Origin of the sequence: Psychrosphaera haliotis, assembly GCF_009728465.1 — a bacterium.
Classification (GTDB): Bacteria; Pseudomonadota; Gammaproteobacteria; order Enterobacterales; family Alteromonadaceae; genus Psychrosphaera; species Psychrosphaera haliotis.
Genome location: NZ_WOCD01000003.1, coordinates 326,604 through 352,811, shown reverse-complemented (window position 1 = coordinate 352,811; position 26,208 = coordinate 326,604). Strand labels below are relative to the sequence as shown.

Annotated in this window: 24 protein-coding genes; 18 read left to right on the top strand and 6 right to left on the bottom strand. The window is 39.3% G+C overall.

Annotated features, from left to right (window positions below):
- Positions 1-73: 73 nt before the first annotated feature.
- The 7 genes from rluD to GNP35_RS06435 all read left to right on the top strand — a co-directional run bounded on the left by rluD (position 74) and on the right by GNP35_RS06435 (position 9,406).
- The gene (rluD, locus tag GNP35_RS06465; protein WP_155695351.1) at positions 74-1,063 is read left to right on the top strand and encodes a 23S rRNA pseudouridine(1911/1915/1917) synthase RluD; all 990 of its coding nucleotides are present in this window, start codon (positions 74-76) and stop codon (positions 1,061-1,063) included.
- Positions 1,038-1,802, top strand: a complete 765-nt coding sequence (gene pgeF, locus GNP35_RS06460) for a peptidoglycan editing factor PgeF (RefSeq protein ID WP_155695350.1) — start codon at positions 1,038-1,040, stop codon at positions 1,800-1,802. Before rluD ends, pgeF begins: the two co-directional genes overlap by 26 nt.
- Positions 1,803-1,925: 123 nt before the next feature.
- A complete protein-coding gene (gene clpB, locus GNP35_RS06455) occupies positions 1,926-4,511 on the top strand; it encodes an ATP-dependent chaperone ClpB (RefSeq protein WP_155695349.1) in 2,586 nt (861 codons plus the stop codon).
- Positions 4,512-4,627: 116 nt separating this feature from the next.
- Entirely contained in the window at positions 4,628-5,512 is an 885-nt protein-coding gene (locus GNP35_RS06450; protein WP_155695348.1) for an ABC transporter ATP-binding protein, read from the top strand.
- Positions 5,505-6,548: a FecCD family ABC transporter permease gene (locus tag GNP35_RS06445; RefSeq protein ID WP_155695347.1), complete on the top strand. Its 1,044-nt coding sequence runs from the start codon at positions 5,505-5,507 to the stop codon at positions 6,546-6,548. Before GNP35_RS06450 ends, GNP35_RS06445 begins: the two co-directional genes overlap by 8 nt.
- Positions 6,548-7,387 (top strand): helical backbone metal receptor, encoded by an 840-nt coding sequence (locus GNP35_RS06440; RefSeq protein ID WP_155695346.1) that lies wholly within the window; start codon positions 6,548-6,550, stop codon positions 7,385-7,387. The genes GNP35_RS06445 and GNP35_RS06440 overlap by 1 nt, the downstream gene beginning before the upstream one ends.
- A gap of 204 nt (positions 7,388-7,591) precedes the next feature.
- Entirely contained in the window at positions 7,592-9,406 is a 1,815-nt protein-coding gene (locus tag GNP35_RS06435; protein WP_155695345.1) for a TonB-dependent receptor plug domain-containing protein, read from the top strand.
- A gap of 19 nt (positions 9,407-9,425) precedes the next feature.
- Here the strand turns inward: GNP35_RS06435 and GNP35_RS06430 are convergent, their stop codons facing one another.
- Both GNP35_RS06430 and GNP35_RS06425 read right to left on the bottom strand, forming a co-directional pair.
- Entirely contained in the window at positions 9,426-11,477 is a 2,052-nt protein-coding gene (locus GNP35_RS06430) for a PilZ domain-containing protein (protein ID WP_330997774.1), read from the bottom strand.
- A 107-nt stretch (positions 11,478-11,584) separates the two neighbouring features.
- Positions 11,585-11,962, bottom strand: coding sequence for a hypothetical protein (locus GNP35_RS06425; RefSeq protein WP_155695343.1), 378 nt, complete (start codon positions 11,960-11,962; stop codon positions 11,585-11,587).
- 122 nt (positions 11,963-12,084) lie between these two features.
- Here GNP35_RS06425 and radA point away from each other — a divergent pair, with 122 nt between their 5' ends.
- Positions 12,085-13,449 (top strand): DNA repair protein RadA, encoded by a 1,365-nt coding sequence (gene radA, locus GNP35_RS06420; protein ID WP_155695342.1) that lies wholly within the window; start codon positions 12,085-12,087, stop codon positions 13,447-13,449.
- Positions 13,450-13,570: 121 nt separating this feature from the next.
- On the opposite strand, the gene GNP35_RS06415 is transcribed toward radA, so the two are convergent.
- Together GNP35_RS06415 and ettA are read right to left on the bottom strand one after the other, a co-directional pair.
- Entirely contained in the window at positions 13,571-13,933 is a 363-nt protein-coding gene (locus tag GNP35_RS06415; RefSeq protein WP_155695341.1) for a PilZ domain-containing protein, read from the bottom strand.
- 119 nt (positions 13,934-14,052) lie between these two features.
- Entirely contained in the window at positions 14,053-15,726 is a 1,674-nt protein-coding gene (gene ettA, locus GNP35_RS06410) for an energy-dependent translational throttle protein EttA (RefSeq protein WP_155695340.1), read from the bottom strand.
- Between the two features lie 221 nt (positions 15,727-15,947).
- On the opposite strand from ettA, the gene GNP35_RS06405 reads away from it, so the two are divergent.
- The 10 genes from GNP35_RS06405 (at position 15,948) to GNP35_RS06360 (ending at position 24,552) form a co-directional block, all read left to right on the top strand.
- A complete protein-coding gene (locus GNP35_RS06405) occupies positions 15,948-17,054 on the top strand; it encodes a response regulator (protein WP_155695339.1) in 1,107 nt (368 codons plus the stop codon).
- 146 nt (positions 17,055-17,200) lie between these two features.
- On the top strand, positions 17,201-18,457 hold the full coding sequence (glyA, locus tag GNP35_RS06400) for a serine hydroxymethyltransferase (RefSeq protein WP_155695338.1): 1,257 nt from the start codon (positions 17,201-17,203) through the stop codon (positions 18,455-18,457).
- Positions 18,458-18,537: 80 nt separating this feature from the next.
- Entirely contained in the window at positions 18,538-19,038 is a 501-nt protein-coding gene (gene nrdR / locus GNP35_RS06395; RefSeq protein WP_155695337.1) for a transcriptional regulator NrdR, read from the top strand.
- Positions 19,039-19,040: 2 nt separating this feature from the next.
- The gene (ribD, locus tag GNP35_RS06390) at positions 19,041-20,267 is read left to right on the top strand and encodes a bifunctional diaminohydroxyphosphoribosylaminopyrimidine deaminase/5-amino-6-(5-phosphoribosylamino)uracil reductase RibD (protein ID WP_155695336.1); all 1,227 of its coding nucleotides are present in this window, start codon (positions 19,041-19,043) and stop codon (positions 20,265-20,267) included.
- Positions 20,268-20,284: 17 nt separating this feature from the next.
- On the top strand, positions 20,285-20,944 hold the full coding sequence (locus GNP35_RS06385) for a riboflavin synthase (protein WP_330997732.1): 660 nt from the start codon (positions 20,285-20,287) through the stop codon (positions 20,942-20,944).
- A 25-nt stretch (positions 20,945-20,969) separates the two neighbouring features.
- Entirely contained in the window at positions 20,970-22,079 is a 1,110-nt protein-coding gene (gene ribBA, locus GNP35_RS06380; RefSeq protein ID WP_155695335.1) for a bifunctional 3,4-dihydroxy-2-butanone-4-phosphate synthase/GTP cyclohydrolase II, read from the top strand.
- Between the two features lie 90 nt (positions 22,080-22,169).
- On the top strand, positions 22,170-22,634 hold the full coding sequence (gene ribH / locus GNP35_RS06375) for a 6,7-dimethyl-8-ribityllumazine synthase (protein WP_155695334.1): 465 nt from the start codon (positions 22,170-22,172) through the stop codon (positions 22,632-22,634).
- A gap of 9 nt (positions 22,635-22,643) precedes the next feature.
- The gene (gene nusB / locus GNP35_RS06370) at positions 22,644-23,063 is read left to right on the top strand and encodes a transcription antitermination factor NusB (RefSeq protein ID WP_155695333.1); all 420 of its coding nucleotides are present in this window, start codon (positions 22,644-22,646) and stop codon (positions 23,061-23,063) included.
- Positions 23,064-23,090: 27 nt separating this feature from the next.
- Positions 23,091-24,071 carry a thiamine-phosphate kinase gene (gene thiL, locus GNP35_RS06365; RefSeq protein ID WP_155695332.1) on the top strand — a complete coding sequence of 327 codons (981 nt, stop codon included), beginning with the start codon at positions 23,091-23,093 and terminating at the stop codon, positions 24,069-24,071.
- 1 nt (position 24,072) lies between these two features.
- Positions 24,073-24,552 (top strand): phosphatidylglycerophosphatase A, encoded by a 480-nt coding sequence (locus GNP35_RS06360; RefSeq protein WP_330997731.1) that lies wholly within the window; start codon positions 24,073-24,075, stop codon positions 24,550-24,552.
- Here the strand turns inward: GNP35_RS06360 and GNP35_RS06355 are convergent.
- Positions 24,549-25,301 carry a CheW domain-containing protein gene (locus GNP35_RS06355; protein WP_155695331.1) on the bottom strand — a complete coding sequence of 251 codons (753 nt, stop codon included), beginning with the start codon at positions 25,299-25,301 and terminating at the stop codon, positions 24,549-24,551. The genes GNP35_RS06360 and GNP35_RS06355 overlap by 4 nt on opposite strands.
- A gap of 68 nt (positions 25,302-25,369) precedes the next feature.
- Positions 25,370-26,170 carry a CDP-diacylglycerol--serine O-phosphatidyltransferase gene (gene pssA / locus GNP35_RS06350; RefSeq protein ID WP_155695330.1) on the bottom strand — a complete coding sequence of 267 codons (801 nt, stop codon included), beginning with the start codon at positions 26,168-26,170 and terminating at the stop codon, positions 25,370-25,372.
- Positions 26,171-26,208 lie beyond the last annotated feature (38 nt).

Below are 26,208 nucleotides of genomic sequence, written 5' to 3'. Positions count from 1 at the left end.
ATACATAGACATCATTCTATCTCAGTCAGATGCTGCATGCACTGGCAAATTCATATTAATCACATTAAAGATCATGAATAAAGAACTTATTGAACTACAAGCACAAACAAATGAACAGCATTTTGGTAAACGATTAGATCAAGTAATTGCCGATTTGTTCCCTGAATACTCAAGAAGTCGTCTAAAAGATTGGATTTTAGCCGAAAAAGTTTTGGTAAATGGCAAAATAATCACAAAAGCTCGTGAAAAAATGCAAGGTAACGAAGATATTGTTATTTATGCAGAACTGGAAGTTGAAGTTCATCATGAAGCTGAAAACATAGAATTAGATATTATCTATGAAGATGATCATTTAATGATCATTAATAAACCGGCCAATTTGGTTGTGCACCCAGGTGCCGGCAATCAATCTGGCACAATGCTAAATGCATTGTTACATCACTTTCCTGCAATTGAACTTGTTCCGCGAGCTGGAATTGTTCATCGCTTGGATAAGGATACAACGGGCTTGATGGTTGTTGCTAAGACAGTACCGGCACAAACGCAACTTGTTGCAGATATGCAAGAGAGACTCATTACTCGTGAGTATGAAGCTGTATGTCTTGGACGGTTAACGGCTGGTGGCAGTGTTGACAAACCGATAGGTCGTCATCCAACTAAACGTACAAATATGGCCGTTAATCAAATGGGCAAAGAAGCAGTGACTCACTACCGAGTTATTAGTAAGTTTCGAGCGCATACCCATATAAGGTTAAGACTAGAGACAGGAAGAACACACCAAATTCGTGTTCATATGTCTCATTTGAGGCATCCATTAGTCGGTGATAGTCAATATGGTGGTCGTGTTCAGACACCAAAAGGGGCATCAGATGAGCTATTGCAAACTTTACGTGGATATCGACGTCAAGCCTTACATGCGGCCATGTTAAAGTTCTATCACCCAATTACAGGTGAGCCAGTAGAATTTCACTCGCCATTGCCTGAGGACTTTGTTGGTTTGTTAGAAGCGCTAAAGACTGATGTAACAGAGAATCAAGATGACATGGACTTCGGCGTCTTTTAAAGGCTTAAATAGAAATTTAAGTAGGCAAATACATGCTGGCACCACCACACGTGAAGGTGGAGCTAGCCTTGAGCCTTATGCCGGATTAAATTTGGCAACTCATGTTGGCGATGAGTTGTCTGCTGTGCTTACAAATAGAGAAATGCTAAAAACGGATCTGAATTTACCAAGCCCTCCATTTTGGTTAAATCAGACTCATAGCACCAACGTTATTGAACTGCCCCACGAGTATGATGGCCTCACGGATGTTGATGCGTCGTTCACTTCAAAAACAGACACTGTATGTGCTGTGCTCACCGCTGACTGCCTACCCATCGTTATAACAGATAAGGATTTAAACTTTGTCGCCACGATTCATGCCGGATGGCGTGGATTGGTTAATGGCATCGTAGCGAACAGTGTGCAAAAAATTTTAAACACGGTAGATACTGAAGTTGAAAGCTTATCTGTTTGGGTAGGGCCGGCCATAGGGCCAAATGCTTTTGAAGTTGGACAAGAAGTAAAAGCTGAGTTTGAACAGAATTTTGGCTGTGTAGATAAGATGTTTACACCACATGGTCATGGCAAGTATTTAGGTGAATTACCGCAACTAGCAAGGTTAGCGTGCAATCAATTGGGTATTAGTAATATTTCTTATTCTGGTGAATGTACCTATTTTAATACTGACAAATACTTCTCATATCGTAAAGAAGGTCAAACGGGGCGAATCGCGACACTTGCTTGGCTGTCAAATAGTTAAATAAATGTAAAATTAATGATTTATGTCAATTATTTGATGTTGAGTAGTAAATAAACATTGAAAAAGTGACGCTTCGACCTAATTTTGTAAGTAAGCAAAACAAATTAACGTCGAGGTAAATCGATGCGTTTAGATAGACTAACGAATAAGTTTCAACAGGCCATTGCAGATGCGCAGTCATTAGCAGTAGGTCGAGATCATCAATACATTGAACCTATTCATATATTGCATTCCCTTATCAACCAAGAAAATAGCTCAGTAATAGCAATTTTAAATCACGCCAGTGTCAACGTATCAGAGTTGCGTACTAAATTGTCCAGAGAGTTGGAGAAAGTTCCAACGGTAACTGGCTTTGCTGGTGACGTGCAATTATCTAGAGCAACAGCTGCAGTTTTAAATATATCAGACAAAATTACTCAGAAACGCAAAGACAAGTTTATAAGTAGCGAAGTATTTTTATTGGCTTTATTTGATGAGAACGGAAGTATTCACCAGATATTTAAGTTAATAGGTTTGACGCGCGAAAAAGTTGAAAAAGCCATCGACTCGGTTCGAGGCGGCCAAAAAGTAGAAGACCAAAATGCGGAAGATACCCGTCAGTCCTTAGAAAAATATACCGTTGACCTCACTGCTAGGGCGGAACAAGGCAAGTTAGACCCAGTTATCGGACGAGATCAAGAGATCAGACGCACTATCCAAGTATTACAACGCAGAACGAAAAACAATCCTGTACTGATAGGTGAGCCTGGCGTTGGTAAAACGGCAATTGTTGAAGGTTTAGCACAGCGTATTATCAACGGCGAAGTGCCTGAAGGCTTGAAAAATAAACGCGTATTGTCGTTAGACTTTGGTTCTTTGGTTGCTGGAGCAAAATACCGTGGTGAATTTGAAGAGCGTTTGAAGTCGGTCCTAAATGAGCTTGGTAAAGAAGAGGGCAGAGTCATTCTCTTTATCGATGAAATTCACACTATGGTGGGCGCTGGTAAATCTGATGGTGCGATGGACGCGAGCAATATGTTGAAGCCTGCATTAGCGCGTGGTGAGTTGCACTGTGTTGGCGCAACAACATTGGACGAGTATCGACAATACATTGAAAAAGATGCGGCTTTAGAGCGACGTTTTCAGAAGGTTCAAGTTGATGAGCCTAATGTAGAGGATACGATTGCGATTTTACGAGGCTTAAAAGAGCGTTATGAGATCCATCATTCAGTAGACATTACTGACCCTGCAATTGTTGCCGCAGCGAGTTTATCAAATCGCTATATCAGCGACCGCCAATTACCAGACAAAGCAATAGACCTTATTGATGAGGCTGCTTCAAGTATCCGTATGCAAATTGATTCTAAGCCAGAAGAGTTAGAGCAGTTAGAGCGTAAAATTATTCAGCTTAAACTTGAAGACAATGCGCTACTCAAAGAAACCGATGAGTCGAGTAAAAACCGTTTGATGCTGATTCGTGACCAAATCACGGAATTGGAGAAAAAATACCAAGAGTTAGAAGAGATCTGGTTTTCAGAGAAAGCCGCATTGTCTGGAACTCAAACCATTAAAGAGCAACTAGAGCAAGCCCGTTTAGATTTAGAAGTGGCCAGCAGAGCTAGTGACTTGCAAAGAATGTCAGAGCTGCAATATGGGCGTATTCCAGAGTTAGAAAAGCAGTTAGATTTTGCATCACAAGCTGAAATGGACGACATGACATTGTTGCGTAATAAAGTCACGGAGTCTGAAATTGCTGAAGTGTTATCTCGTTGGACAGGTATTCCGGTGAATAAAATGCTCGAGTCGGAGCGAGATAAATTATTACAAATGGAAAGCCAGTTACACACGCGTGTTGTTGGTCAGTCCGAAGCAGTAGAAGCTGTTGCAAACGCTATTCGACGCTCAAGAGCCGGTTTAGCCGATCCTAATCGTCCAAATGGTTCCTTTTTGTTTTTAGGCCCAACAGGGGTTGGTAAAACCGAATTGACTAAAGCGTTGGCGCACTTTTTATTTGATTCTGAAGATAATATGGTTCGCATCGATATGTCTGAGTTTATGGAAAAACACTCAGTGGCAAGACTCATTGGCGCGCCTCCAGGTTATGTAGGTTATGAAGAGGGCGGTTATTTAACAGAAGCCGTTAGAAGAAAGCCTTATTCGGTGATATTACTTGATGAAGTAGAAAAGGCGCATCCAGATGTGTTTAATATTCTTTTGCAGGTTTTGGATGAAGGCCGATTAACCGATGGTCAAGGTCGTACTGTCGATTTTAGAAATACGGTTATTATTATGACCTCTAACTTGGGCTCTGATGTTATTCAGTCGAGCTATGCGCAAAACTCAGAGCAAAGTTACAATGACATGAAATCCTTAGTGATGGAAGTAGTTGGGCAGCACTTTAGACCAGAGTTTATTAACCGTATTGATGACACAGTGGTATTTCATCCATTAAATAATGAAGAGATTCAACAGATTGCAGAAATCCAATTAATTGGGTTGAGAAAGCGTTTAGCGGAGCAAGATGTTGAGTTAGAAGTATCGCATGAGGCGTTAACATTGCTTGGTAAAGCCGGTTTTGACCCTGTTTATGGTGCAAGACCATTAAAACGAGCTATTCAGCAACATGTTGAAAACACTTTAGCGCAAGCGTTATTGTCTGGTGAGATAAAACCAAAAGATAGTGTAACCATTGATGTTATAAACGATAACTTTGTTATCAGACATAACTAATAGAAGTTAAAAGGGTTCGCTTGTTAGTGATAGCCCTTTGATAAGACGTGGTGCCAGTTAATTAAATTGGCACTAACCTAAGGTCGTAGGTTATTATTAAACTTAATTAAAACTAATTGTTTGATAAGTCTATTTTGCCTACGACTCCTCTTTTTAAACTCAACGGTGTGTGCTGGAACCTAGCCAGTAAGGATATACTTAAAAATATATCGTTAAGTTTACCGCGCAATAAAATCATTGGCATTATTGGCCCTAACGGTGCAGGTAAATCCAGTTTACTAAAAGCAATGCATGGGCAAATCAAAACAAGCCAAGGTACCGTTGATTTTAATGACCAACCCATCCTGCAATATGGTCTTAAAGACAAAGCAAAACAAATTGCTTTTATAGAACAGCTACCAGAACTAACGTTTGATCTCAGTGTATACGACGCCGTACTAGCGGGACGTTTACCATATCAGGGGTTATTTTCATTTTCTAACTCTAGTGATAAAAATAGAGTATTGAGCGCGTTAGAAAAAATGGAGCTTTTGGATAAAGTAAGTCAGCCCTTCAACACACTTTCAGGTGGTGAGCAGCAAAGAGCATTAATAGCCCGCTCACTTGTTCAAGGAGCAACAACATTACTTTTAGATGAACCTACTAATCACCTTGATATTAGACATCAACTTGAATTGATGCAGACCCTGCAAGAGTTTGATGGCTCTGTCATTATGACAATTCACGACTTAAATATGGCAAGTCACTATTGTGATTATTTAATTTTAATAAATGAAGGCGAAGTAGTGAAGTACGGTGAGCCTAAGGAAGTTCTAAACGCTGAACTAATATCAACTACTTACAAGGTAGAAACGGTCGTAAAAGAGTCTTCGCTGGGGACACCTTATTTGTATTTTTGCTTAGCCGAATCTGACCCTATTAACAGTGCAGAACCTATTAACAGTGCAGAACCTATTAACAGTGCAAGCCTATTAACATTGCAGAGCAACAACAATGACTAGCCCATTTAATAAATACGATGCCTCAAACTTGGATGGCTCTAAGTCTAAAAATAGTAACAAGGTACAAAAGCTACTTTTGCCTTTGTTGTTATTGTTAATATCTGTCACGTTGGCGTTAGGCTTAGGATCTGTGTATATCCCTTTTAGCGAGGTTTTGTATTGCTTAACCGAGCAGTGCAGCAGCCCAATAAATTCTATGATAGTTCAAGACATTAGGCTACCTAGAGTGCTATTGGCTTTATTTGCTGGAGCAGGTCTAGCTGTTGCGGGCGCTGTTTTGCAAAATTCGACAAATAACTCTTTAGCGGATCCCTACTTATTCGGAATTGTGTCAGGTGCTGGGTTAGGTGCAATTTTGTATAACGTTTTAAATATTCAATTAGGGACCATAGGAATGAGCCTTTTTGCATTTTTAGGAGCGTTACTCTCGGTCACTTTAGTTATGTCTGTTGCAATAAGTAAAGCCTATAAAAAAACCGAGACCTTGATATTAACCGGCGTAGCCGTTTCTTTTATGCTAGCAGCTGCTTCTCAATTTCTTCTATATGTTTCAGAACCAATGGCGGCAAATCGAATAATATTCTGGTTAATGGGCAGTGTCGCCTTTGCCAATGCAGAATCCGTTACTTGGGTTAGTACTACAGTCATTACCTCAAGTATCGTTCTTTGGTTGTTACGAGATAATATCGATGCGTTGCTTCTTGGCGATGAACAAGCAAAGAGCTTAGGCGTTAACGTCGATTTAGTTAGGATACTGGCGTTATTAATTACCTCAGCAATGACCGCTATCATCGTCGCTTTTTGTGGTGGAATTGGTTTTGTTGGCCTAATGATCCCTCATATAATTAGATGGTTTGGTTTTGTAAAAATGCGTCAGTTATTGCCGATGGTTTTTGTTGTTGGTGCTGTATTTCTAATTTGGGTAGATGTTATTGCTAGGGTGAGTATTCCGAATCAGGAAATACCACTGGGTGTAATAACATCAGCCTGTGGAAGCTTATTCTTTTTACTTATTTTAAAACGAAGAGTGTCGTAATGAAAACGTTTATCGTAAGTTGCTTATTAATACTATTTTCTGCATTCGCATCTGCAGAGTCATTTTCAGATTCTACTAAGCCTACTCTTATTGGGTTAGCCCCTAATGTTGTGGAAATTATTTACGCCTTAGGAGCCGGGCCACAATTACTGGGAGCAAGCGAACACTCTACTTACCCTGAAGATGCCCAACGCTTACCACAAGTTTCAAACTACCTAAACGTAGACATTGAAGCTATTGTAACAATGAACCCTGACATTGTAGTGGTTTGGAAAGGGGGAACACCTGAAAAAGGCATACAAAAATTAATTGATTTAAACATTAAGGTCTTCCAATTTTCAGCTAATAACTTTAGTGAAATGTTAAAGGAAATAAAACGTTTAGGTCAGCAAATAGGTAGGAATCAAGCGGCAAAAGAATTAACTATCGCCTTACAACTAAAGTACGATGCAATTAAACTTCAATTTAAAAGTAGTGTTAGCCTTATTGGTTTTGTGGAAGTCTGGCCAAATCCTTTAACGACAGCAACTCAAGGTACTATTGTTGACCAAGCGATTAGTGTATGTGGCGTTAAAAATCTATTTCCAACGCCACTAAAATCCTATCCTCAAGTATCTTTAGAATCCATCATCACTCAGCCAATGGACATTATTATACAACCCGTATCTAAAACAGCACCTGCGCAGGTCATGGACTGGTCAAACTATACTCATTTAAATGCCGTGATGAATGGAGCTATTGTATCGCCTGACAGTGACAAGCTTTTAAGGTGGTCACCAAGATGGATTGATGAAGTGCAATTATTGTGTCAATCAATTGCGCGAGTAGCCTCAAAATAGCGCTTAACCTAAGGTAAATCTGGGCTTTTGTAACCTTTTGCTGTATAAGCCAACCGGAAACTGAGTTTGCATTTAGGAAGTTGGTAAAGCCAACACTGCCCCCGCAACGGTATGCGCTTGTCGCAAGTCCGGAACTAATGCGAACTTTATCTTTATGATCTACGGATCAAAACTAGGTGCGGAGGGCACCTAAGGCAGAGGCAAATGAAAAAAACAATCATATCGGTCGCTTTGTTGACCTTACTAAATACAAACCAAAGTTTAGCAACAGAAGAGCTAGAAATTATCACTACGACAGGTTATCGCACTGAAGCCTCGTTAAACACTTCATTATCTTCTCAAATAGTCATAACCGCTGACGATATTGAGCAACTCGCGCCTATATCTATAACGGATCTCTTAAGTAGCTATGCTGCAATTGATATATCCTCTACAGGTGGTCGAGGACAAAACGCGTCTTTGTTTCTGCGTGGCGGCAACGCTGGCCATACATTAGTGTTAGTGGATGGTGTTCGAATTAGTTCGTCTACGCTGGGACTAGCAGATACTCAAAAACTGGCAGTAAACAATATTGAACGTATCGAGATTGTAAGGGGTGCAAGAGCCTCTCTTTGGGGTTCAGAAGCGATTGGAGGTGTAATTCAAATTTTCACTAAAGCAACTCCAGTCACCTCATTAGCAATGAAAATAGGTACAGATAGGTTTGAATCTATACAGTTTCAAACTTCTTTAGAGCATGGAGATGGCCAAACTTCATTTTTAGCGGATCATCAAGAGAGTGAAGGCTTTGATGTTTTATCTGGTGTAGAGCCAGATAAAGATGGCTACTCTTATCAATCGTTTGCATTAAATGGTTTCCAAAATATTGACTCAAAATTGAAATTAACCTGGCAGCTTAATGTTGACCAAGGTGACAATCAGTATGATTCACAGTGGGGCGGTTCCAACTCTACGGAGTTTCAAAATAGACTAATGAAAGTCGGTGGTATTTATCGCTGGGAAGACAATGTTAGTGAGTTTAGCTTTTCTGATCAAAAAGACGACTCAGAGACATTAGTTGAAGGCAGTTCTATACCAAGTGGTGAGCGAATAATAACGAAGCGTATGCAACTTAGTGCATTGAATACAACAACTATTTCAAAGTATGCTTCATTTACAATAGGTACCGACCTTTTAACAGAAGAAGTTGAAGGTGACTTAGTATTGGACGTTGATCATCGAGACCTTTCGGCTGTATTTGCCCAAGGCATGTATTCCGAAAATAACTGGATTGTTGAAAGCTCACTAAGGTATGACTATATAGAGTCAGTTGATTCAGAGTTTACGCATAACATTGCAGTAGGTTATCAAATTACGCCTAAAAGTATAGTTACCGTTATGCAAGGTACGGGCTTTAAAGTTCCAACCTTTAACGACTTATATTGGCCTGCTGACGGCTTTTCTGTAGGCAATGATACTTTAGAATCAGAACGCTCAAATAATTATGAAATTCGTTATGAACAAAGCTTTGATGATTTCTCTTTTAGTGCGACTTATTTCAATAATGATATCAAAAACCTAATTGAATGGACGCCAGATAGCAATTTTGTGTATCAACCTCAAAACGTAAAAGACGCAAATATTAAAGGTTATGAGCTAGATGTTAATGGCGAGTTTTTAGGTCTAACACATGTACTGTCTGCAGCCTGGATAGATGCTATTGATGAATCAACCAATGCTCGTTTGCCTTTAAGAGCAAAACAAAAGTATAGCTATTTAATGAGCTATCAAACAGACAAAGGCTTTGCGAGTTCAGTTGAATTTAAATACAGCGGTGAACGTCAGCAAACAAGCTGGGATGGTTCCATAACGAAGCTTGATTCATTTATGGCTACAAATGTGAATTTACATTATCAGCTAAATGAAGAAGTAAAATTAAAACTTTCGATAAAAGATGCGTTTGACAAGTCTGAGCCAACAGCCGTTGGTTACAACGTTGCAGGCCGACAAGCTTATTTGGGAGTCGTTATTAACCTGTAACGGAAAGCTTTAGGGTTAACTACCACTTATTCAGCAGGTCATTTTTTATGATCTGCTGATTTTCAATTGTCGCTGTATTAATGCCAGTTTTTACCATTACTTCATCAGAAATATCAATAACATCAGCCACGCCAATCACATTCCATAGCTTGCTTTCAATCTCTTTAGCTTTGTGCATCGCGTAATGATTTATATATTTAATTTCGTTGCTCACATAGTCCATGTCGGGACGTCCCGTTTTAGAAACGAATATTCTAAACGCTAGAAAAACATCCTTTTTGACTGCGGCCATAACAAAGCTTTCTAACATGTCTTGAGCCAAAAATTGGTCGCCAAAATAACACACAAAACTTCGTTGCACTGTAGCTTGATTAGGACGATATCTAATGTACAGATCTACCTGTTTCGGTCTGTCAGTTCGCTCCAACTCATTAAGGATTGGTGTAAACGCTTTTTGGACCGTATTGTCTTTTACCAACGGGTATAGGTTTATTGAATCTTTACCCACAGGGAACTGTTTCATTAGGTGATGAAATAAATTAGGCTGCGGTCCTTTTCCTACCATATTTATTTCTACTTTCTTTTGATGTTTACTGAAGTAAACCGCCATGTTTTTACTGTTTTTAGCAAAGATATTTCGGAGCGCTTTAGAAAGCCCTGGGTATTTACTTTCCATTTTTGCAGGTGTTAATTTAGCGGCATTTTGCTTAATAAGCTTATAGAAAAACTGACGCCCTTGGTGGCCACCTCTAGGGTCATAAACTCTTAAGTTCATTGTTAGTTTATCTTTAGAAACCGCCATTACTTCATAAGGTAGTTTCTCTAATTTGTATTTATTTGTGACGCGCTGTAGTTCAGGCAACGCTAGCAACAAAATATCAGCTTTCTTAAACTCACATGGGGCTTCTAAAACCACTTGAAGTCCGTAACTAGAAATATCTCGGCTTGAACCTTTAATAAAGTTGGCCTCATCATCAACAAGTTCAATATTCACTGTCGTTTTGTATAGGTATCGCTCTTCTGAACGTAAATTTACGTAGTCAATTGAGTCCACTTCGATGTTAATGTATTTACTTAGTTTCCCGTGGCTAAACGTTTTCAGTAAATTTAGCTTCGACTGTTCATATTTGTACTGATCTTGATACTGCAAAGTTGAAGCGTCATTTTTTAATGAAGTTAATGTCACAATATAGGACAAATCTTTTAGTAACCCTTGCACTCGAGGTGGAGGTGGGCGGTTTAACTTCTTAATTTCTTCGCTTGCTGTATCGGGTATGGATAATGGTAAATGAGCATCATCATATGACGTTTTTGCCAATTGGAGTTTAAACACCTGCCAACTTTCCTTTTGGCTACCAAAACCAATAAACTGTTGTTTTAACGTGTCATCTTTATTGAGCTCTTCAAGCGTTGCTGAATAAAAGTATAGGCGGCCAGCTTTGGCATGAGTAAAGCAAAACAGCAGCGTTTGTTTTATTTCGGCATCTTGAGATATCAAGGTGAGTAGGCGTTTTTGCGATAAAATTTGTTGGAAAACTAAGTTCTTATTTTCATCACTAAAATACCCTAAAATTGCTCTGTTATTTTCAGTAGCCAGTGCAATCGTAGGCACGTATCTATCTTTAACGTGTCTTATATACAAAGGCAGTGATGTTAAGCGAGGTAAGTAGTATTGTTCAAAACCTTTAATAGTGGCGGCTTCAATCGTATTGTCAAAATTAACTTTATAGCGTCGTTTATTACCATTTATAAAGTTCGCTAAAAACTCATCAAAAGCTGCAATATCCTCGCTAAACGTTCTTTTTAAGCGCACATATTTTTGTGTTTCGTTAATAGCATCAATACCTACTACTTGATATTCAATGCCATCCTTTAGGCCTAATTCAAACTCTTCCTCTAAGCCAACCAAGTAAATCGCAAGCTTCTGATCTATATCTACAGCTCGTGCTTTAGGAAGACGAACTTTAATTCCTCCAACGGATAAATCACTACTTTGTGCTTTTACTACGTCACCTAGGCCAAACTGAATTTCAATGGCAATGCTAAAATTCATTCTTTCTTCAGCACGAATGCCATAATGTGTGAATTCAACAGTATGACCAATGAGCTGTTTGGCAATGGTTTCTTTTTGCTTAAGTGTTGGTGCTGCATTAGGTGAGTTGAGCTGTTGTGCTTCTTCTAAACGTTCCTGTTGCTCTTTTTTATGAAGAAAACCCGGTGATTATTTTCCGCATTCATTACTTCTTCGTAACAGCCGACCGTATATTGACCAAATTTTTCTACTTGAGATTTAAATATATTTTTGGCCACTTCATCTAAATAATGAATTTTTCCTTGGTATTCAAATTGACTCGGTTCGCCAACAACATGGCCTCTTAAGTCGATTACCCTAGTCGTGGGCTGAGCTAATCTCTTTAATTCCATTTTGATTAAGAACTGTTTGGATTTAGGCACGTCACTAGCCTTTGACTTAAATTCTTTGTCAAAGTTAGGTTCGTTTATAACTGATTTAAGGTCTTCAATTAAGTGATTGAATTCTTGAAGCTCAGTAGTCATTTAGTAATAGTTATCCATTTAGTTCAATTAGTACTTATCAGCACTAGACAGCTCGACTATAATTTGTCATTTTTATCAGATTAAGCAACATACGTGCCACGCAAGTATAGTAGGAAGTTAACATGGCGAAAAGTAAAACAGCATTTGTTTGTAGTGATTGTGGGGCCGAATTTGCCAGATGGCAAGGGCAATGTGGTGAGTGTAAAGAGTGGAATACCATCTCTGAAATCAAGTTGGCGCCAAAATCGACTAAAAGCGCATCTCGTTATGAAGGTTATGCGGGCAGAGTGGAAAATAAGGTACAAACTCTGGACAAAATAAACCTACAGGAATTACCAAGGTTCAGTACCGGCTATCAGGAGTTTGATAGAGTGTTAGGTGGTGGTGTGGTTCCTGGTTCAGCCATTCTAATTGGTGGAAGCCCTGGAGCAGGTAAAAGTACATTGTTATTGCAAACTATGTGTTACCTATCTGAGCATATGACGGCACTTTATGTAACGGGTGAAGAAAGTCTCCAGCAAGTCGCTATGCGCGCCCATCGGTTAGGCTTGCCAACGGATAAACTAAATGTATTGGCTGAAACCAGCGTAGAAGCTATTTGCACTCATGCAGAGAACTTGAAGCCACAAATTATAGTAGTGGACTCAATTCAAGTTATGCATGTTCAAGATATTAGCTCAGCGCCGGGCAGTGTGTCTCAAGTCAGAGAAGGAGCGGCGTTTCTAACTCGATTTGCTAAACAAAATAATATTGCTGTATTTATGGTTGGCCATGTGACAAAAGATGGCACATTAGCCGGTCCTAAAGTATTGGAGCACTGTATTGACGCTAGCGTCATGGTGGATGGCGATGCTGACGGTCGTTACCGAACTATGCGTGGTCAAAAAAATCGGTTTGGCGCAGTCAATGAGCTGGGTGTTTTTGCAATGACGGACAAAGGGTTAAAAGAGGTCAGCAACCCTTCAGCAATTTTCTTAAATAGAGCCGATGGCGACTCTGCCGGTAGCTCGGTTATGGTGCTATGGGAAGGAACAAGGCCGCTATTGGTGGAAATACAGGCATTGGTTGATAGTTCACAGTTAGGCAACCCTCGACGTATAGCTGTTGGTTTAGATCAAAACCGATTGGCGATGTTGTTAGCAGTATTGCATCGACATGGTGGTTTAATGTTAGGCGACCAAGATGTTTTTGTGAACGTTGTTGGTGGTGTAAAGGTGACAGAAACCAGCGCGGATTTAGCACTTTTATTGGCCATGGTGTCGAGCTTCAGAGACAATCCACTCGACAGAGAGTTAGTTGTTTTTGGTGAAGTAGGGTTAGCAGGTGAAATAAGACCGGTTCCCAGCGGGCAGGAAAGGCTTAAAGAGGCGGCAAAACACGGTTTTAAAAAGGCAATAGTACCTAAAGCAAATATGCCGAAAGAGCCTATTTCAGGGATGAAGGTGATTGGAATATCAAGGTTAAGTGAAGCACTAGAGCATCTTTAGTTTTTTAATGACGCTCTAATTAAATGTAACCTTATTTATCAAATTTCTTATTAAGCATTTTGTTAAATCGTTTGTTAGATTTTTGTTAGTTTGGTGGTTAAGTTAACGTTCATTCACAAACTTAATCACTAACTGATAAATTTTCCAATTGGCGTTCTAATAAATCAGCGTCACCAACGTTAAGTTCTAACAAGCGGCGCAAATGCGTCATGCTCTCAATATCTATCTTAGACCAAGTTAAGCCAACGCTTTGAGGTTCACAGTGCGCTATATTTCCTTGCATATCAATATGAACCTCTGAACCTTCTAAGACAAATTCCAAGGTGGCCTCAGCGCCCGTATTATCTCCTAATGAGTCTGGTGTAGAGATTAATGCACCTTTTAAAGAGAGGTCAATAATACTGGTATCAAATACCTTATGGTCAACTTTTAGTACAGCTGGCGTTGAAAAAAGAACACGAGTGTATTGGCGTTTGTTTTCCATTGATCATCCTATCAATTATCTGTTGTATTAGTAATAGCATGGAAGTGAGTGATTAAAAAGTAACTGGTTTAAAAAAGTAAAAAAAACGCCACTTAATGTGACGTTTTAAAAAGAGTTAATTACTTAAGACGTTTGTATTTTATTCTGTGCGGCTCTGCGGCTGCTGCACCATATGTTTTTTTAAACCATTCTTCATATTCAGTATAGTTACCTTCAAAGAACTCAATATGGCCTTCATCTCTGTAGTCAATGATGTGTGTCGCTATTCTATCGAGGAACCAACGGTCATGCGAAATTACCATCGCGCTACCTGGGAACTCTAAAATAGCGTTTTCCAGTGCTCGAAGGGTTTCAATATCCAAGTCGTTGGTTGGCTCATCGAGCAGCAGTACGTTGCCGCCAGCTTTTACTAATTTAGCTAAGTGAACACGGTTACGCTCACCACCAGATAAGTCACCAATACGTTTTTGTTGGTCTGACCCTTTGAAGTTAAAGCGACTTACGTAAGCTCTTGATGGAACTTCAAAGTTGCCCACTTGAATGATATCGCTACCTTCAGAAACCTCTTCGTATACCGTTTTAGAGTCATCCATGCTGTCCCTAAACTGGTCAACAGAAGATAGAGCCACAGTATCACCAACAATAACATCACCAGAGTCTGGCTTTTCTGCATCACTTAATAATTTAAATAGCGTGGATTTACCGGCACCGTTAGGACCAATAATTCCAACAATACTGCCTTTTGGCATTGTGAAGCTTAAGTCATCAATTAAAACTCGATCGCCAAAGCTCTTACGCAAGTTTTTAACTTCAATAACTTTATCACCTAGTCGAGGCCCAGGTGGGATGTATAATTCATTTGTTTCATTACGTTTTTGATAATCATTTTGCTGCATTTCTTCAAATCGAGCTAAACGAGCTTTTGATTTTGATTGACGAGCTTTAGGGTTTGAACGAACCCACTCCAATTCTTGTTGAATAGACTTTTGGCGAGACTTTTCAGTACGTTGCTCTTGCGCTAAACGAATATCTTTTTGCTCAAGCCAACTAGAGTAATTACCTTCCCAAGGAATACCTTCGCCTCGGTCTAGTTCTAATATCCAACCCGCAACATTATCTAAGAAGTATCTATCGTGGGTAATTGCTACAACTGTACCTTCATATTCATGTAAGAAGCGCTCAAGCCAAGCAACAGACTCAGCATCCAAGTGGTTGGTAGGCTCATCGAGCAGTAACATGTCTGGCTTATCTAGCAACAAGCGGCAAATAGCAACACGTCGGCGTTCACCACCTGATAGGTGTTCGATGTTTGCATCCCAAGGCGGTAATCTAAGTGCATCTGCGGCAATTTCTAATTGATGTTCAAGGTTGTGACCATCTTTTGATTGAATAACAGCTTCTAGTTCGCCTTGTTCTTTTGCTAAAGCGTCAAAATCTGCATTTTCTAATGCGTATTCAGCATAAACTTCATCTAATCGAGTCAATGCATTTTTAACATCGGCGACAGACTCTTCAACAATCTCGCGAACAGTTTTTGATGCATCCAAAACTGGCTCTTGAGGAAGGTAACCAATTTTTATGCCAGCCATTGGGCGAGCTTCGCCTTCAATTTCAGTATCTAATCCAGCCATAATGCGAAGTAAAGTAGATTTACCCGCGCCGTTTAGGCCTAAAACACCAATTTTTGCGCCAGGGAAAAAACTAAGAGAAATGTCTTTTAAAATTGTACGTTTAGGTGGAACCACTTTACTTACGCGGTTCATTGAAAAAATAAACTTGTCAGGTAATGCCATCGGAAAATTTTCTTTTTATGAACTATTTAGACGAATATTTTAGGGCAAGCAGACTGCTTTTAGCAAATTAGTTTTTACCCTCAAAGGCGAACAAGAAATTTGAGGCTTAAATAAGGCCAATTTGTACCTAAATGAATAAAATACAAGGTTGTTTTTTGCGCAATGTGGAATTATGACTTAACCTTTTTGTATCTGGTCCAACATGGTGAGGCTTTATAGAAATGGCAGAGAAGAAAAAGGTTTTGGTGGCAGACGATGATCAGGGGATAAACCTTCTTCTAGTTAACACGTTATTGAAAAAATTTGATGTTCATTCTTCTTTTTCTGGAAAAGAAACCCTAAGTAAGTGTGAAGAGCATCATTTTGATTTGGTTTTGTTAGATGTGAATCTAGGTGACATCGACGGCAGAGAAGTATGTAAAACGTTAAAAAATGACTCGGAAGGCAAGCCTCCGTTGATCATTTTTATCTCTGGCGACCAAGATCAAGAGAACATAATTCGATGTTTTGAAAATGGCGCTGATGATTTTATCGGAAAACCGTTTTCACCTGTACAAGTCATGACAAAAGTTGAAGCCTTACTAAAATATGATGTCATGATTGATAATCTTCAATCACAAAGCCAAGAGTTAACAAGCTTAGTTACGACAACTATGTCTCAAGCTTCGAGTTATGGCTCTTCTTTGCAAATGGTGAAACAACTAAATCATGCCAACTCTGAAAGTGAAATTGCACAAACGGTTTTTAACTTTTTAGCATCACAAGGGTTACACGCAGCTCTTTACCTCAAGGACAATAAGCATTCAACCTGCTTTGACCAAGCTTCATCAGTTTGTTCGCCAATAGTAAAAGAAGTGTTTGAACTTACTCACAATAAACAGCGGATAAAAAACTTAGGCACAAGATTGATGGTGTCTGATCAGCACTGTTCAATTTTAGTATTAGACCCACCCAAAGAAGATGAGGAAGCTTATGGCATCTTTATCGATATCATCACGGTTGTCATTGAAGCTGTTGAAGCTCGGTTTATAGGGTTTTTGAGGGAACAAGAATTAAGATCTTTAAATAAAGAGTTGTCGCTAGTAATTAGCCAAATTAATCAGGATGTTGAACAAGTTCGCAAAGATAAGCAATCATTAATGGACGACATTATAATGCAGATAGGGCTTAGTTTTCATAAGCTTGATTTAACCATAGATCAGGAAGAGTACTTTACTAAGTTAATGGAGCAAACACTGCTGTCACATGATGAAAACAATAACGTATTGATGACATTACAAGAACGTTTGCAAACATTAGTAAATGAAATGAAGACCTTATTAACTTAACTTTTAAAGAGGTCAAATAATCGAGTTCATAAAAGTAATGCAAATTAGTTAGAATTTCTCATTGTTAAGATATAGGCATTTAGCTAAGAAGTGCGTATTATAAGCGCCTCATTTGTTTGTTATATAACCAATACCGAGGTGCAAGAATGTTAACTCGTGATATGAATATCGCAGATTTCGACCCAGAACTATGGGCATCAATGCAACAAGAAACTCAACGTCAAGAACACCACATTGAGTTAATCGCTTCTGAAAACTATACCAGTCCTCGTGTAATGCAAGCACAAGGTTCACAGTTAACAAACAAATATGCCGAAGGTTACCCTGGCAAACGTTATTATGGCGGTTGTGAGCATGTTGATGTTACTGAGCAACTAGCCATTGATAGAGCTAACGAATTGTTCGGTTCTACTTATGCAAACGTTCAACCACATTCAGGTTCGCAAGCAAATTCAGCAGTTTTTCAAGCCTTACTTAATCCTGGCGACACCTATTTAGGAATGAGCTTGGCGCACGGTGGACATTTAACACACGGTTCACACGTAAACTTCTCAGGTAAAGTATATAACGCAATACCTTATGGTCTTGATGATGCGACTGGTGAAATTGACTATAAACAAGTGGAAGAACTAGCAGCTGAGCACAAGCCAAAAATGATTATTGCAGGATTTTCTGCATATTCAGGTATTGTTGATTGGGCTAAATTCCGTGAAATAGCTGACAAAGTAGGCGCGTACTTGTTTGTTGATATGGCTCACGTTGCAGGCTTAGTAGCTGCAGGTGTATATCCAAACCCAGTTCCTCATGCTCATGTTGTTTCAACAACAACTCATAAAACACTTGCGGGCCCTCGTGGTGGTTTAATTATTTCTGGTGCTAACGATGAAGCACTTTATAAAAAGTTAAACAGTGCGGTTTTCCCTGGCGGTCAAGGTGGTCCACTTTGTCACGTAATTGCTGCTAAAGCCGTTGCGTTTAAAGAAGCGCTACAACCAGAATTTAAAGAATACCAGGCTCAAGTATTACTTAATGCACAAAAAATGTGTGCTGTAATGCAAGAACGTGGTTATGACATTGTTTCTGGAGGTACTCAAAACCATTTATTCTTAGTTGACTTAATCAATAAAGATATTACTGGTAAAGATGCTGATGCTGCATTGAGCAAAGCCTTTATCACAGTGAATAAAAACTCAGTTCCAAATGACCCGCGTTCTCCATTTGTTACATCTGGTTTACGTTTAGGTACTCCAGCTGTAACACGTCGTGGAATGAAAGAAGCTGAAATGGTTGAGTTATCAAACTTAGTTTGTGATGTATTAGACAATATCGATAGCGAAGAAAGCTTGGCTGCTGTGAAAGAAAAAGTCGTTGCGTTATGCGCGAGATTCCCAGTTTACGCCTAGTCTATTTTTTACAGTGAAAGCTGTGTTAATATTTAAAGCCGTGGAAACACGGCTTTTTTATTTTTTCTAGGAAAACTCACATGCATTGTCCTTTTTGCTCTGCTACGGAAACTAAAGTCATAGACTCTCGTCTTGTTGGTGGTGGCTCTCAAGTTCGCCGAAGACGCGCCTGTAATGAATGTAATGAACGATTCACTACGTTTGAAGGTGCAGAATTGGTCATGCCTAAAGTGGTGAAAAGAGATAGCAAACGAGAACCTTTTAATGAAGAAAAAATGAGCGCAGGTATTTTGCGCGCCATCGAAAAAAGACCGGTTTGTACTGAACAGGTTGATCAACTCATTCTTTCAATAAAAAAAGAAATCCGTAATACCGGTGAACGAGAAATATCTTCTGAGTTTATTGGTAGCCTTATTATGGATGGTTTAGTCCAATTGGACAAAGTGGCGTACGTTCGTTTTGCTTCTGTATATCGCTCATTTGAAGATATAAAAGAATTTGGTGAAGAAATTGCGAAAATTGGTCAGCAAGCTGATAGCGCAAATGAATTAAAAAGTCGTCAATCTAAGTTGTTCGAATAAAAATGTCTCAAAACAACACCACTACCTCTTTCTCTGAGCAAGATTACACCATGATGGCACTGGCAATTAAGCTCGCTAAAAAGGGTCAGTACACTACAACGCCGAACCCCAATGTAGGTTGTGTGATTGTTAAAGATGGTGCAATCCTAGGACAAGGTTGGCATCAAAAGTCAGGTACAGGCCATGCAGAAGTTAACGCGTTGCAAGCTCTCAGTATTCAACAAACAGCTGGTGCTACCGCCTACGTCACATTAGAGCCTTGTAGTCACTATGGCCGAACACCACCTTGTGCACTTCGTTTAAAAGAAGCGAAGATTAAAAAAGTTATTGTTGCCATGTTAGATCCTAATCCTCTTGTTGCCGGTAATGGTATTGCTATGCTTCAAGAAGCCGGCATAGAAGTGCAAATTGGTTTATTAGAAACTGATGCTAGAGCGTTAAATCCGGGCTTTTTGTCGAGGATGGAAAGGCAACAGCCTCATGTGCGTTTAAAGTTAGCAACATCGGTTGATGGTAAAATAGCGTTACATAATGGCGAAAGTAAATGGATTACAGGTCCAGCAGCTAGAGCCGATGTTCAAAGATATCGAGCGTTAAGTTGCGCTATTTTAACCACAGCAAAAACGGTAATTAGAGACAATGCAAGACTTAACGTAAGACCTGAACAGCTTAACGTTCAATATGAATTTACTAATATTGTTACTGACATTCGCCAGCCTATAAAAATTGTTTTGGATGGCAAAAATAAAATAACACCTGAAGTTGCAAGTGGCCTCGCATTATTTGATTGCAATATGGCTAAAAACCAATCAGATAATAGACTTACAACGGAAGATAAGCCTCAGGTAGTATTAGTAAAGTCAGAGCCTCACTTTGAACAGGCGACTGTTGATTTTAAAGAGTTTACCAACGTCACTATAGTTTCTTCGGTATACAATAAAGAAAAAGGCTTTTGTGTGAGTGACTTAATTTCTCACTGTAATCAGCTGTCGATTAATAATTTGTGGGTTGAAGCTGGTAGTCAATTATCGGCGTCATTTTTACAAAGCCAAGTTGTAGATGAGTTAATTCTTTATATGGCGCCTATTATTATGGGTAAAAATGCCATTGATTGTATTCCACTTGGTCCATTCGACAGTATGAAAGAGACAAAGTCATTAAATTTACTAGACTATAAAATGGTTGGTGATGATATCAGATTCACTTATCAGCCAATAAACAAGCATTAACTAAAAGTGGAATTACTGTGTTTACAGGAATAATCGAAACAATAGGAACAATAAAAAGCCTTAAACGAATGGGTGAAGATTTCCAAGTGGAAGTTCAATCTCCAACTTTTGACTTCTCAGATGTAAACCTAGGGGACAGCATAGCAACTAATGGTGTGTGCCTAACCGTAGTGGAAAAGTCTGAGCAATCCTTTAAAGCCGATGTATCAAACGAGACTATTAGCTATACCGGATTTAAACATTATCAAACAGGCCAATTAGTTAACCTTGAAAAAGCGATGTTACCTACTACTCGATTTGGCGGCCACATGGTAAGCGGTCATGTTGATGCGGTTTGTTACGTAGCGTCAATTTATAACAATGGTCGTGCTAAAGATATTTGGCTTAGTATCCCAAGTCATTTAGAGAAATACGCCGTTAAAAAAGGCTCAATTACCGTTGATGGAATTAGCTTAACCGTCAATGATGTTACTGAAGGTCAATGTAAGTTGACAATCGTACCGCATACCTTTGCTGAAACTACACTATCAAATGTAGCCGTTGGTGATGCAGTTAACGTTGAAATTGATATAATAGCTCGATACGTTGAAAGATTACTCGGTCATGCGTCAGGTGGGAAAGACCCAAAAGGCGTGGACATGTCATTACTGGCAAGAGCCGGTTACCTTAATAAGTAAGCCTCATCCAAAATTGGTAGAAAATATGAATTTGAATACACCAGAAGAAATAATTGAAGACATCCGTCACGGTAAAATGGTCATTTTGATGGATGATGAAGATAGAGAAAATGAGGGTGACTTAATCATGGCGGCAGACATGCTGACGCCAGAGCATATTAACTTTATGGTAACGCACGCTAGAGGCCTAGTTTGTTTACCAATGACAGAAGATCGAGCAAGAGCGTTAAACCTAACGTTAATGGTAGACAATAATAATGCCCAGTTTGCTACTAACTTTACGGTTTCAATTGAAGCTGCAGAAGGCGTAACAACAGGTATTAGTGCTGCTGACAGAGCAAGAACAATTCAAGCGGCTGTTGCTCCAAATGCAAAACCAGCAGACATAGTTCAGCCGGGTCACATTTTCCCTTTAGTTGCTAAAAAAGGCGGTGTTTTAACACGCGCAGGCCATACTGAAGCTGCCGTTGACTTAGCTCGTTTAGCGGGTCGCGCTGACTGTGGCGTTATCGTCGAGATATTAAATGACGATGGCACTATGGCTCGTCGTCCTGATTTAGAAGTGTTTGCGAAAAAGCACGACCTAAAAATTGGCACTATTGCAGACTTAATTGAATACAGAAATTTAAATGAAACGACGGTCGAAAAAATTGCGAGTTGTAAAATACCGACTCAATTTGGTGAGTTTCAGTTAGTTACATTTAAAGACACAATTGACGAACAGTTACACTTTGCAATGGTAAAAGGTGACATTGATAAAATGGATGCGCCTCTTGTTCGTGTTCATTTACAAAATACATTCAGTGACTTATTGAGTTCTGACCGCTCAGTAAACCGCAGCTTCTCTATTGATTCTGCTTTGCAAAAAATATCAGCAGAAGGCGGTGTTCTAGTATTACTTGGCAAGCAAGAAAGTAATCAAGAACTTATAAATATAGTTAAACGCTTTGAAGCGGAAGACAATGGCGATAATTTACCACCGGCTAAATGGCAAGGCACTTCTCGTAATGTTGGAGTAGGCTCACAAATACTTGCACAGCTTGGTGTTAATCAAATGCGTTTATTAAGTTCGCCTAAAAAATATCATGCACTTTCAGGCTTTGGCTTAGAAGTTGTAGAGTATGTAAGTGAATAAGATCTAAGATCGCGCGATCTGCTAACATCTACTAATATGTTGTGGTATTATCGCGCAAAATTTTTTAAAGATAAGAAATAAGGTTCCCGAATGAACGTCATCGAAGGCAATTTTCGTGCGACAGGTAAAAAATTCGCAATTGTAGTATCTCGTTTTAATCACTTTGTGGTTGATAGCTTATTAGAAGGCGCAGTTGATGCCCTAGAGCGTCATGGCGAAGTAAACCAAGACGATATCACTATTGTTTATGTTCCTGGCGCCTATGAATTACCATTAGCGGCAAAAAAGATCGCTAAGCGTGGTGAAGTTGATGCCATTATTGCTATTGGTGCAGTAATCAGAGGCGGCACACCTCATTTTGAATTTGTTGCAGGTGAATGTAACAAAGGTTTAGCGTCTGTATCGTTAGATTACGATATACCAGTATCATTTGGTGTAATCACAACAGACAGCATTGAACAAGCTATCGAGCGCTCTGGCACAAAAGCTGGAAACAAAGGCGGTGAAGCTGCCCTTGGTGCACTTGAGATGGTTAATGTAATGGCGCAAATCTAAGGCAATATAATGAAACCAGCAGCAAGAAGAAAGGCACGTAGCCTTGCAGTACAAGCTATATATTCATGGCAGATTAGCCAAAACCACGTAAGTGACATTGAGCAACAGTTCCTTTTGGAAAATGACGTAAATAAAATTGACGTTGAGTTCTTCAAAGAAGCTATTCGTGGCGTTGCCGCACACTATAAAGAGTTAGACACTGCGCTAACACCTTATACTGAGCGTCCATATGAAGATGTTGATCAAATCGAAAAAGCCATCATGCGCTTGTCTGCATTTGAGTTAAAATTCAGAGTTGACGTACCTTACAAGGTTGCGATCAACGAAGGCATTGAATTGGCAAAGAAATTTGGTGCAGATGATAGCCACCGCTTTGTTAACGGCGTATTGGACAGAGCCGCCAAAGATCTTCGTATCCCTCTTAGATAACTAGACTCACACCAAAAGGAAATGGTTATGAAAGAGTTTGAAATGATTCAGACTTATTTTTCAGGCCGTGGTCCGCAACGTAAAGATGTTATTGTCGGCGTCGGAGATGACGCCGCTTTAATGAAAATGCCGCAGGATAAGCTGCTTGTCGTTGCCACAGATACCATGGTTGAAAACACCCACTTTTTTACTGATACAAGTGCCAGATCAATTGGTCACCGTTGCTTAGCGGTTAACTTAAGTGACTTTGCTGCTATGGGCGCCGAGCCTGCTTGGGCATCAGTTGCTATAACGCTGCCAAACGCTGATGAGCAATGGGTAAAAGAGTTTGCTGACGGTTTGTTTGAAATTGCAGAATACTATAATGTTCAAATTGTTGGTGGTGATACTACACAAGGGCCGCTAGCGGTTACAGTGAGCCTTAAAGGATTTGTAACAGAAGGCAAAGCGTTATTAAGATCTGGAGCTAAAGCGGGCGATTGGATTTATGTAACAGGTGAGTTAGGTGAGTCTGCTCTGGCGGTTGACTCAAAAATTAATGGGCTTAAGTTCCCGGAAGATATTGCTAGTCATATTCAGCAACGTTTTGACTACCCAGTTGCACGAATTGCTGCCGGACAGGTTGTAAGACACGCGGCAACCTCTGCACTTGATATTTCTGATGGTTTAATTCAAGACCTTGGCCACATTCTTAAGGCGTCATCAGTCTCAGCAAGAATAGATGTAGAGCGACTACCTATTTCACATACGTTATACGACGCTGTTGGCCAAGAAAAAGCGATTTCTCTGGCGTTAACCGGCGGAGAAGACTATGAAATTTTGTTTACAGTGCCTGAACAACAAAAAGGTTACTTAGAGCAAAACGCAACAGCGATGGGTGTTAAATATACCTGCATTGGCCAAATTTGTGGCGGCGATACCGGAATTGAATTGCTGTTCAATGACGAGCCGTTTAACTTGAAAGGCCAAAAGGGCTTTCAGCATTTTTCGGATAAAGAAGAGAAGTAAAGTGGAAAACCCTGCGGCTAAATTTAACTTATGTAATAAAACACACCTTTTAGCTACAGGGTTTGGTAGTGGTCTTGCGCCATTTGCTCCTGGCACGTTTGGGACATTAGCTGCCATCCCTTTTTACTTAGCATTTGTTTATAGCCCAGCTTATATATTTATATTGTTCACTCTGTTTACTTGCGTAGTGGGCCCTTACATTTGTGGCAAAGCTGCGTCGGACATCGGCGTTCACGATCATAAAGCGATTGTATGGGATGAGTTTGCAGGTATGTTTATTACCTTGTGCTTTGTTCCATTTAGTTGGACTGCTATTGCGGTAGGATTTGTATTATTCAGGTTCTTTGATATTGTTAAACCTTGGCCTATAAGTTACTTAGACAAGTACGTTCATGGTGGTTTAGGCATAATGATTGATGATATTGTAGCGGGCTTAGCGGCTGGCGTTTGTTTATATTTCATTATGCCGCTATTAGGTTAGACAACAGCCTCTGGTTGAACTTCATCGCTTTTTATACCCTTAGTAAATAAGGATGCTGGATCAATTATCAAACTGTGTTTGTCCCCAAGCTGAATTAAGCCTTTCAAAATTGCTTTAGTATCGTTATCTAATTCAAATCCAACCGTTGTTACTTTGTCTAATGACTTTATGTCTGATTCATTGACGTGGATATTATCTTCAACCTTGTCAACTAAGAGACCTATGTGAGGCGCACTGCCATTTATGGTCGTAAAAACGATTATGGGTTTATAAGAATATTCAATATGCTCAATGGCATTTTCAAACAACTGATTAACTTTTGAATTTAGTTTGTTGTCGTCACTGATATTTTGCTGAGCTATTTGCTCAACAATTAGCTTAGCCTTTGACATGATACTAGCCAAGTCTTCATCACTGCTTGTGAAGTTATTTAGCCACTTCAGTAATGCATGCGGTTTTGTTAAAACGTTGTTACCTTTATTGGATAGTAGCCATTGGTTAAAAATATTTTTTTGTTCTAAAAATTGATTTACAGTTTGGGTATTTTTATCTTTGGTAGAACAATGATTTAGTATTTTACCTAGGTCAAAAATAGGCACTGGAATATTCATAAAGTCTTTAATGCCCATAAAGTTTGGATTGTGGTTAGGCATTTCTGTTAGGTTTTCACGATACTGTTCTGTTAACAAGATATTTAAGATGGCAAGCGAAACGGTTTTTGAGCCAACTTCAAAATTTACAAAATCCATGAATATTCCCCAATATTACAAATCCTTTTAAGTCTAGTTGACTAAATAGGGGTTACAAGGAAATAGTATTATTCCTTTGTTTTTTCCTCGGTTACTTCATTATTTGAGTCGTTAAAGTCAGCGTCATTTTTACCATTTAGTTTGGAAAATTTAATAGAATTAAAACCGAGAACTGCGCCACTTAAGGCGTAGATGAAGAAAGTAATAAATAAAACTTCCGCTGGTCTTGCCGCTATAACAACAAATAAGAACACTGCAATTAGTAAACTTACGAAAGGTTGCTCCTTAAGTAATGTTAGGTTCTTGAATGCGCTGTATCTAAAGTTACTCACCATTAATAAACCCGACAGAACTGTGACTACTGCAACAACAAGGGAGATAATGCCATTTTCTAGCTCGAATGATTGAAGTACCCAAACCATACTTGCTACCAGAGCTGCAGCGGCAGGGGATGGTAAACCTTGAAAGTAATTCTTAGAAAAAATAGACAACATAGAATTGAATCGAGCTAAACGCAGGGCGGCACAAGCAACAAAAATAAAACAGGCCAGCCAACCTAATTTTCCAAATGAAGATAGGCAAAAACTATACGTTAATATAGCTGGAGCGATCCCAAATGAGACAATATCAGCCATACTGTCGTATTGTGCGCCAAACTCACTTTGAGTATTTGTCATGCGAGCAACTCTGCCATCTAAGCCATCAAATATCATGGCAATAAATATCGCGACAGAGGCATGTTCGAATTGATTATTGATACTGGATATTATGGCGTAAAAGCCAAAAAATAATCCGGCAGTGGTAAGCAAGTTTGGAAGTAAATAGAAGTGCTCTTTAGGTTTGTTTTTATTGGAATTATCGACAGACATCAAATTTTCTTTTATTTTTTGGCTAAATAAGGATATAA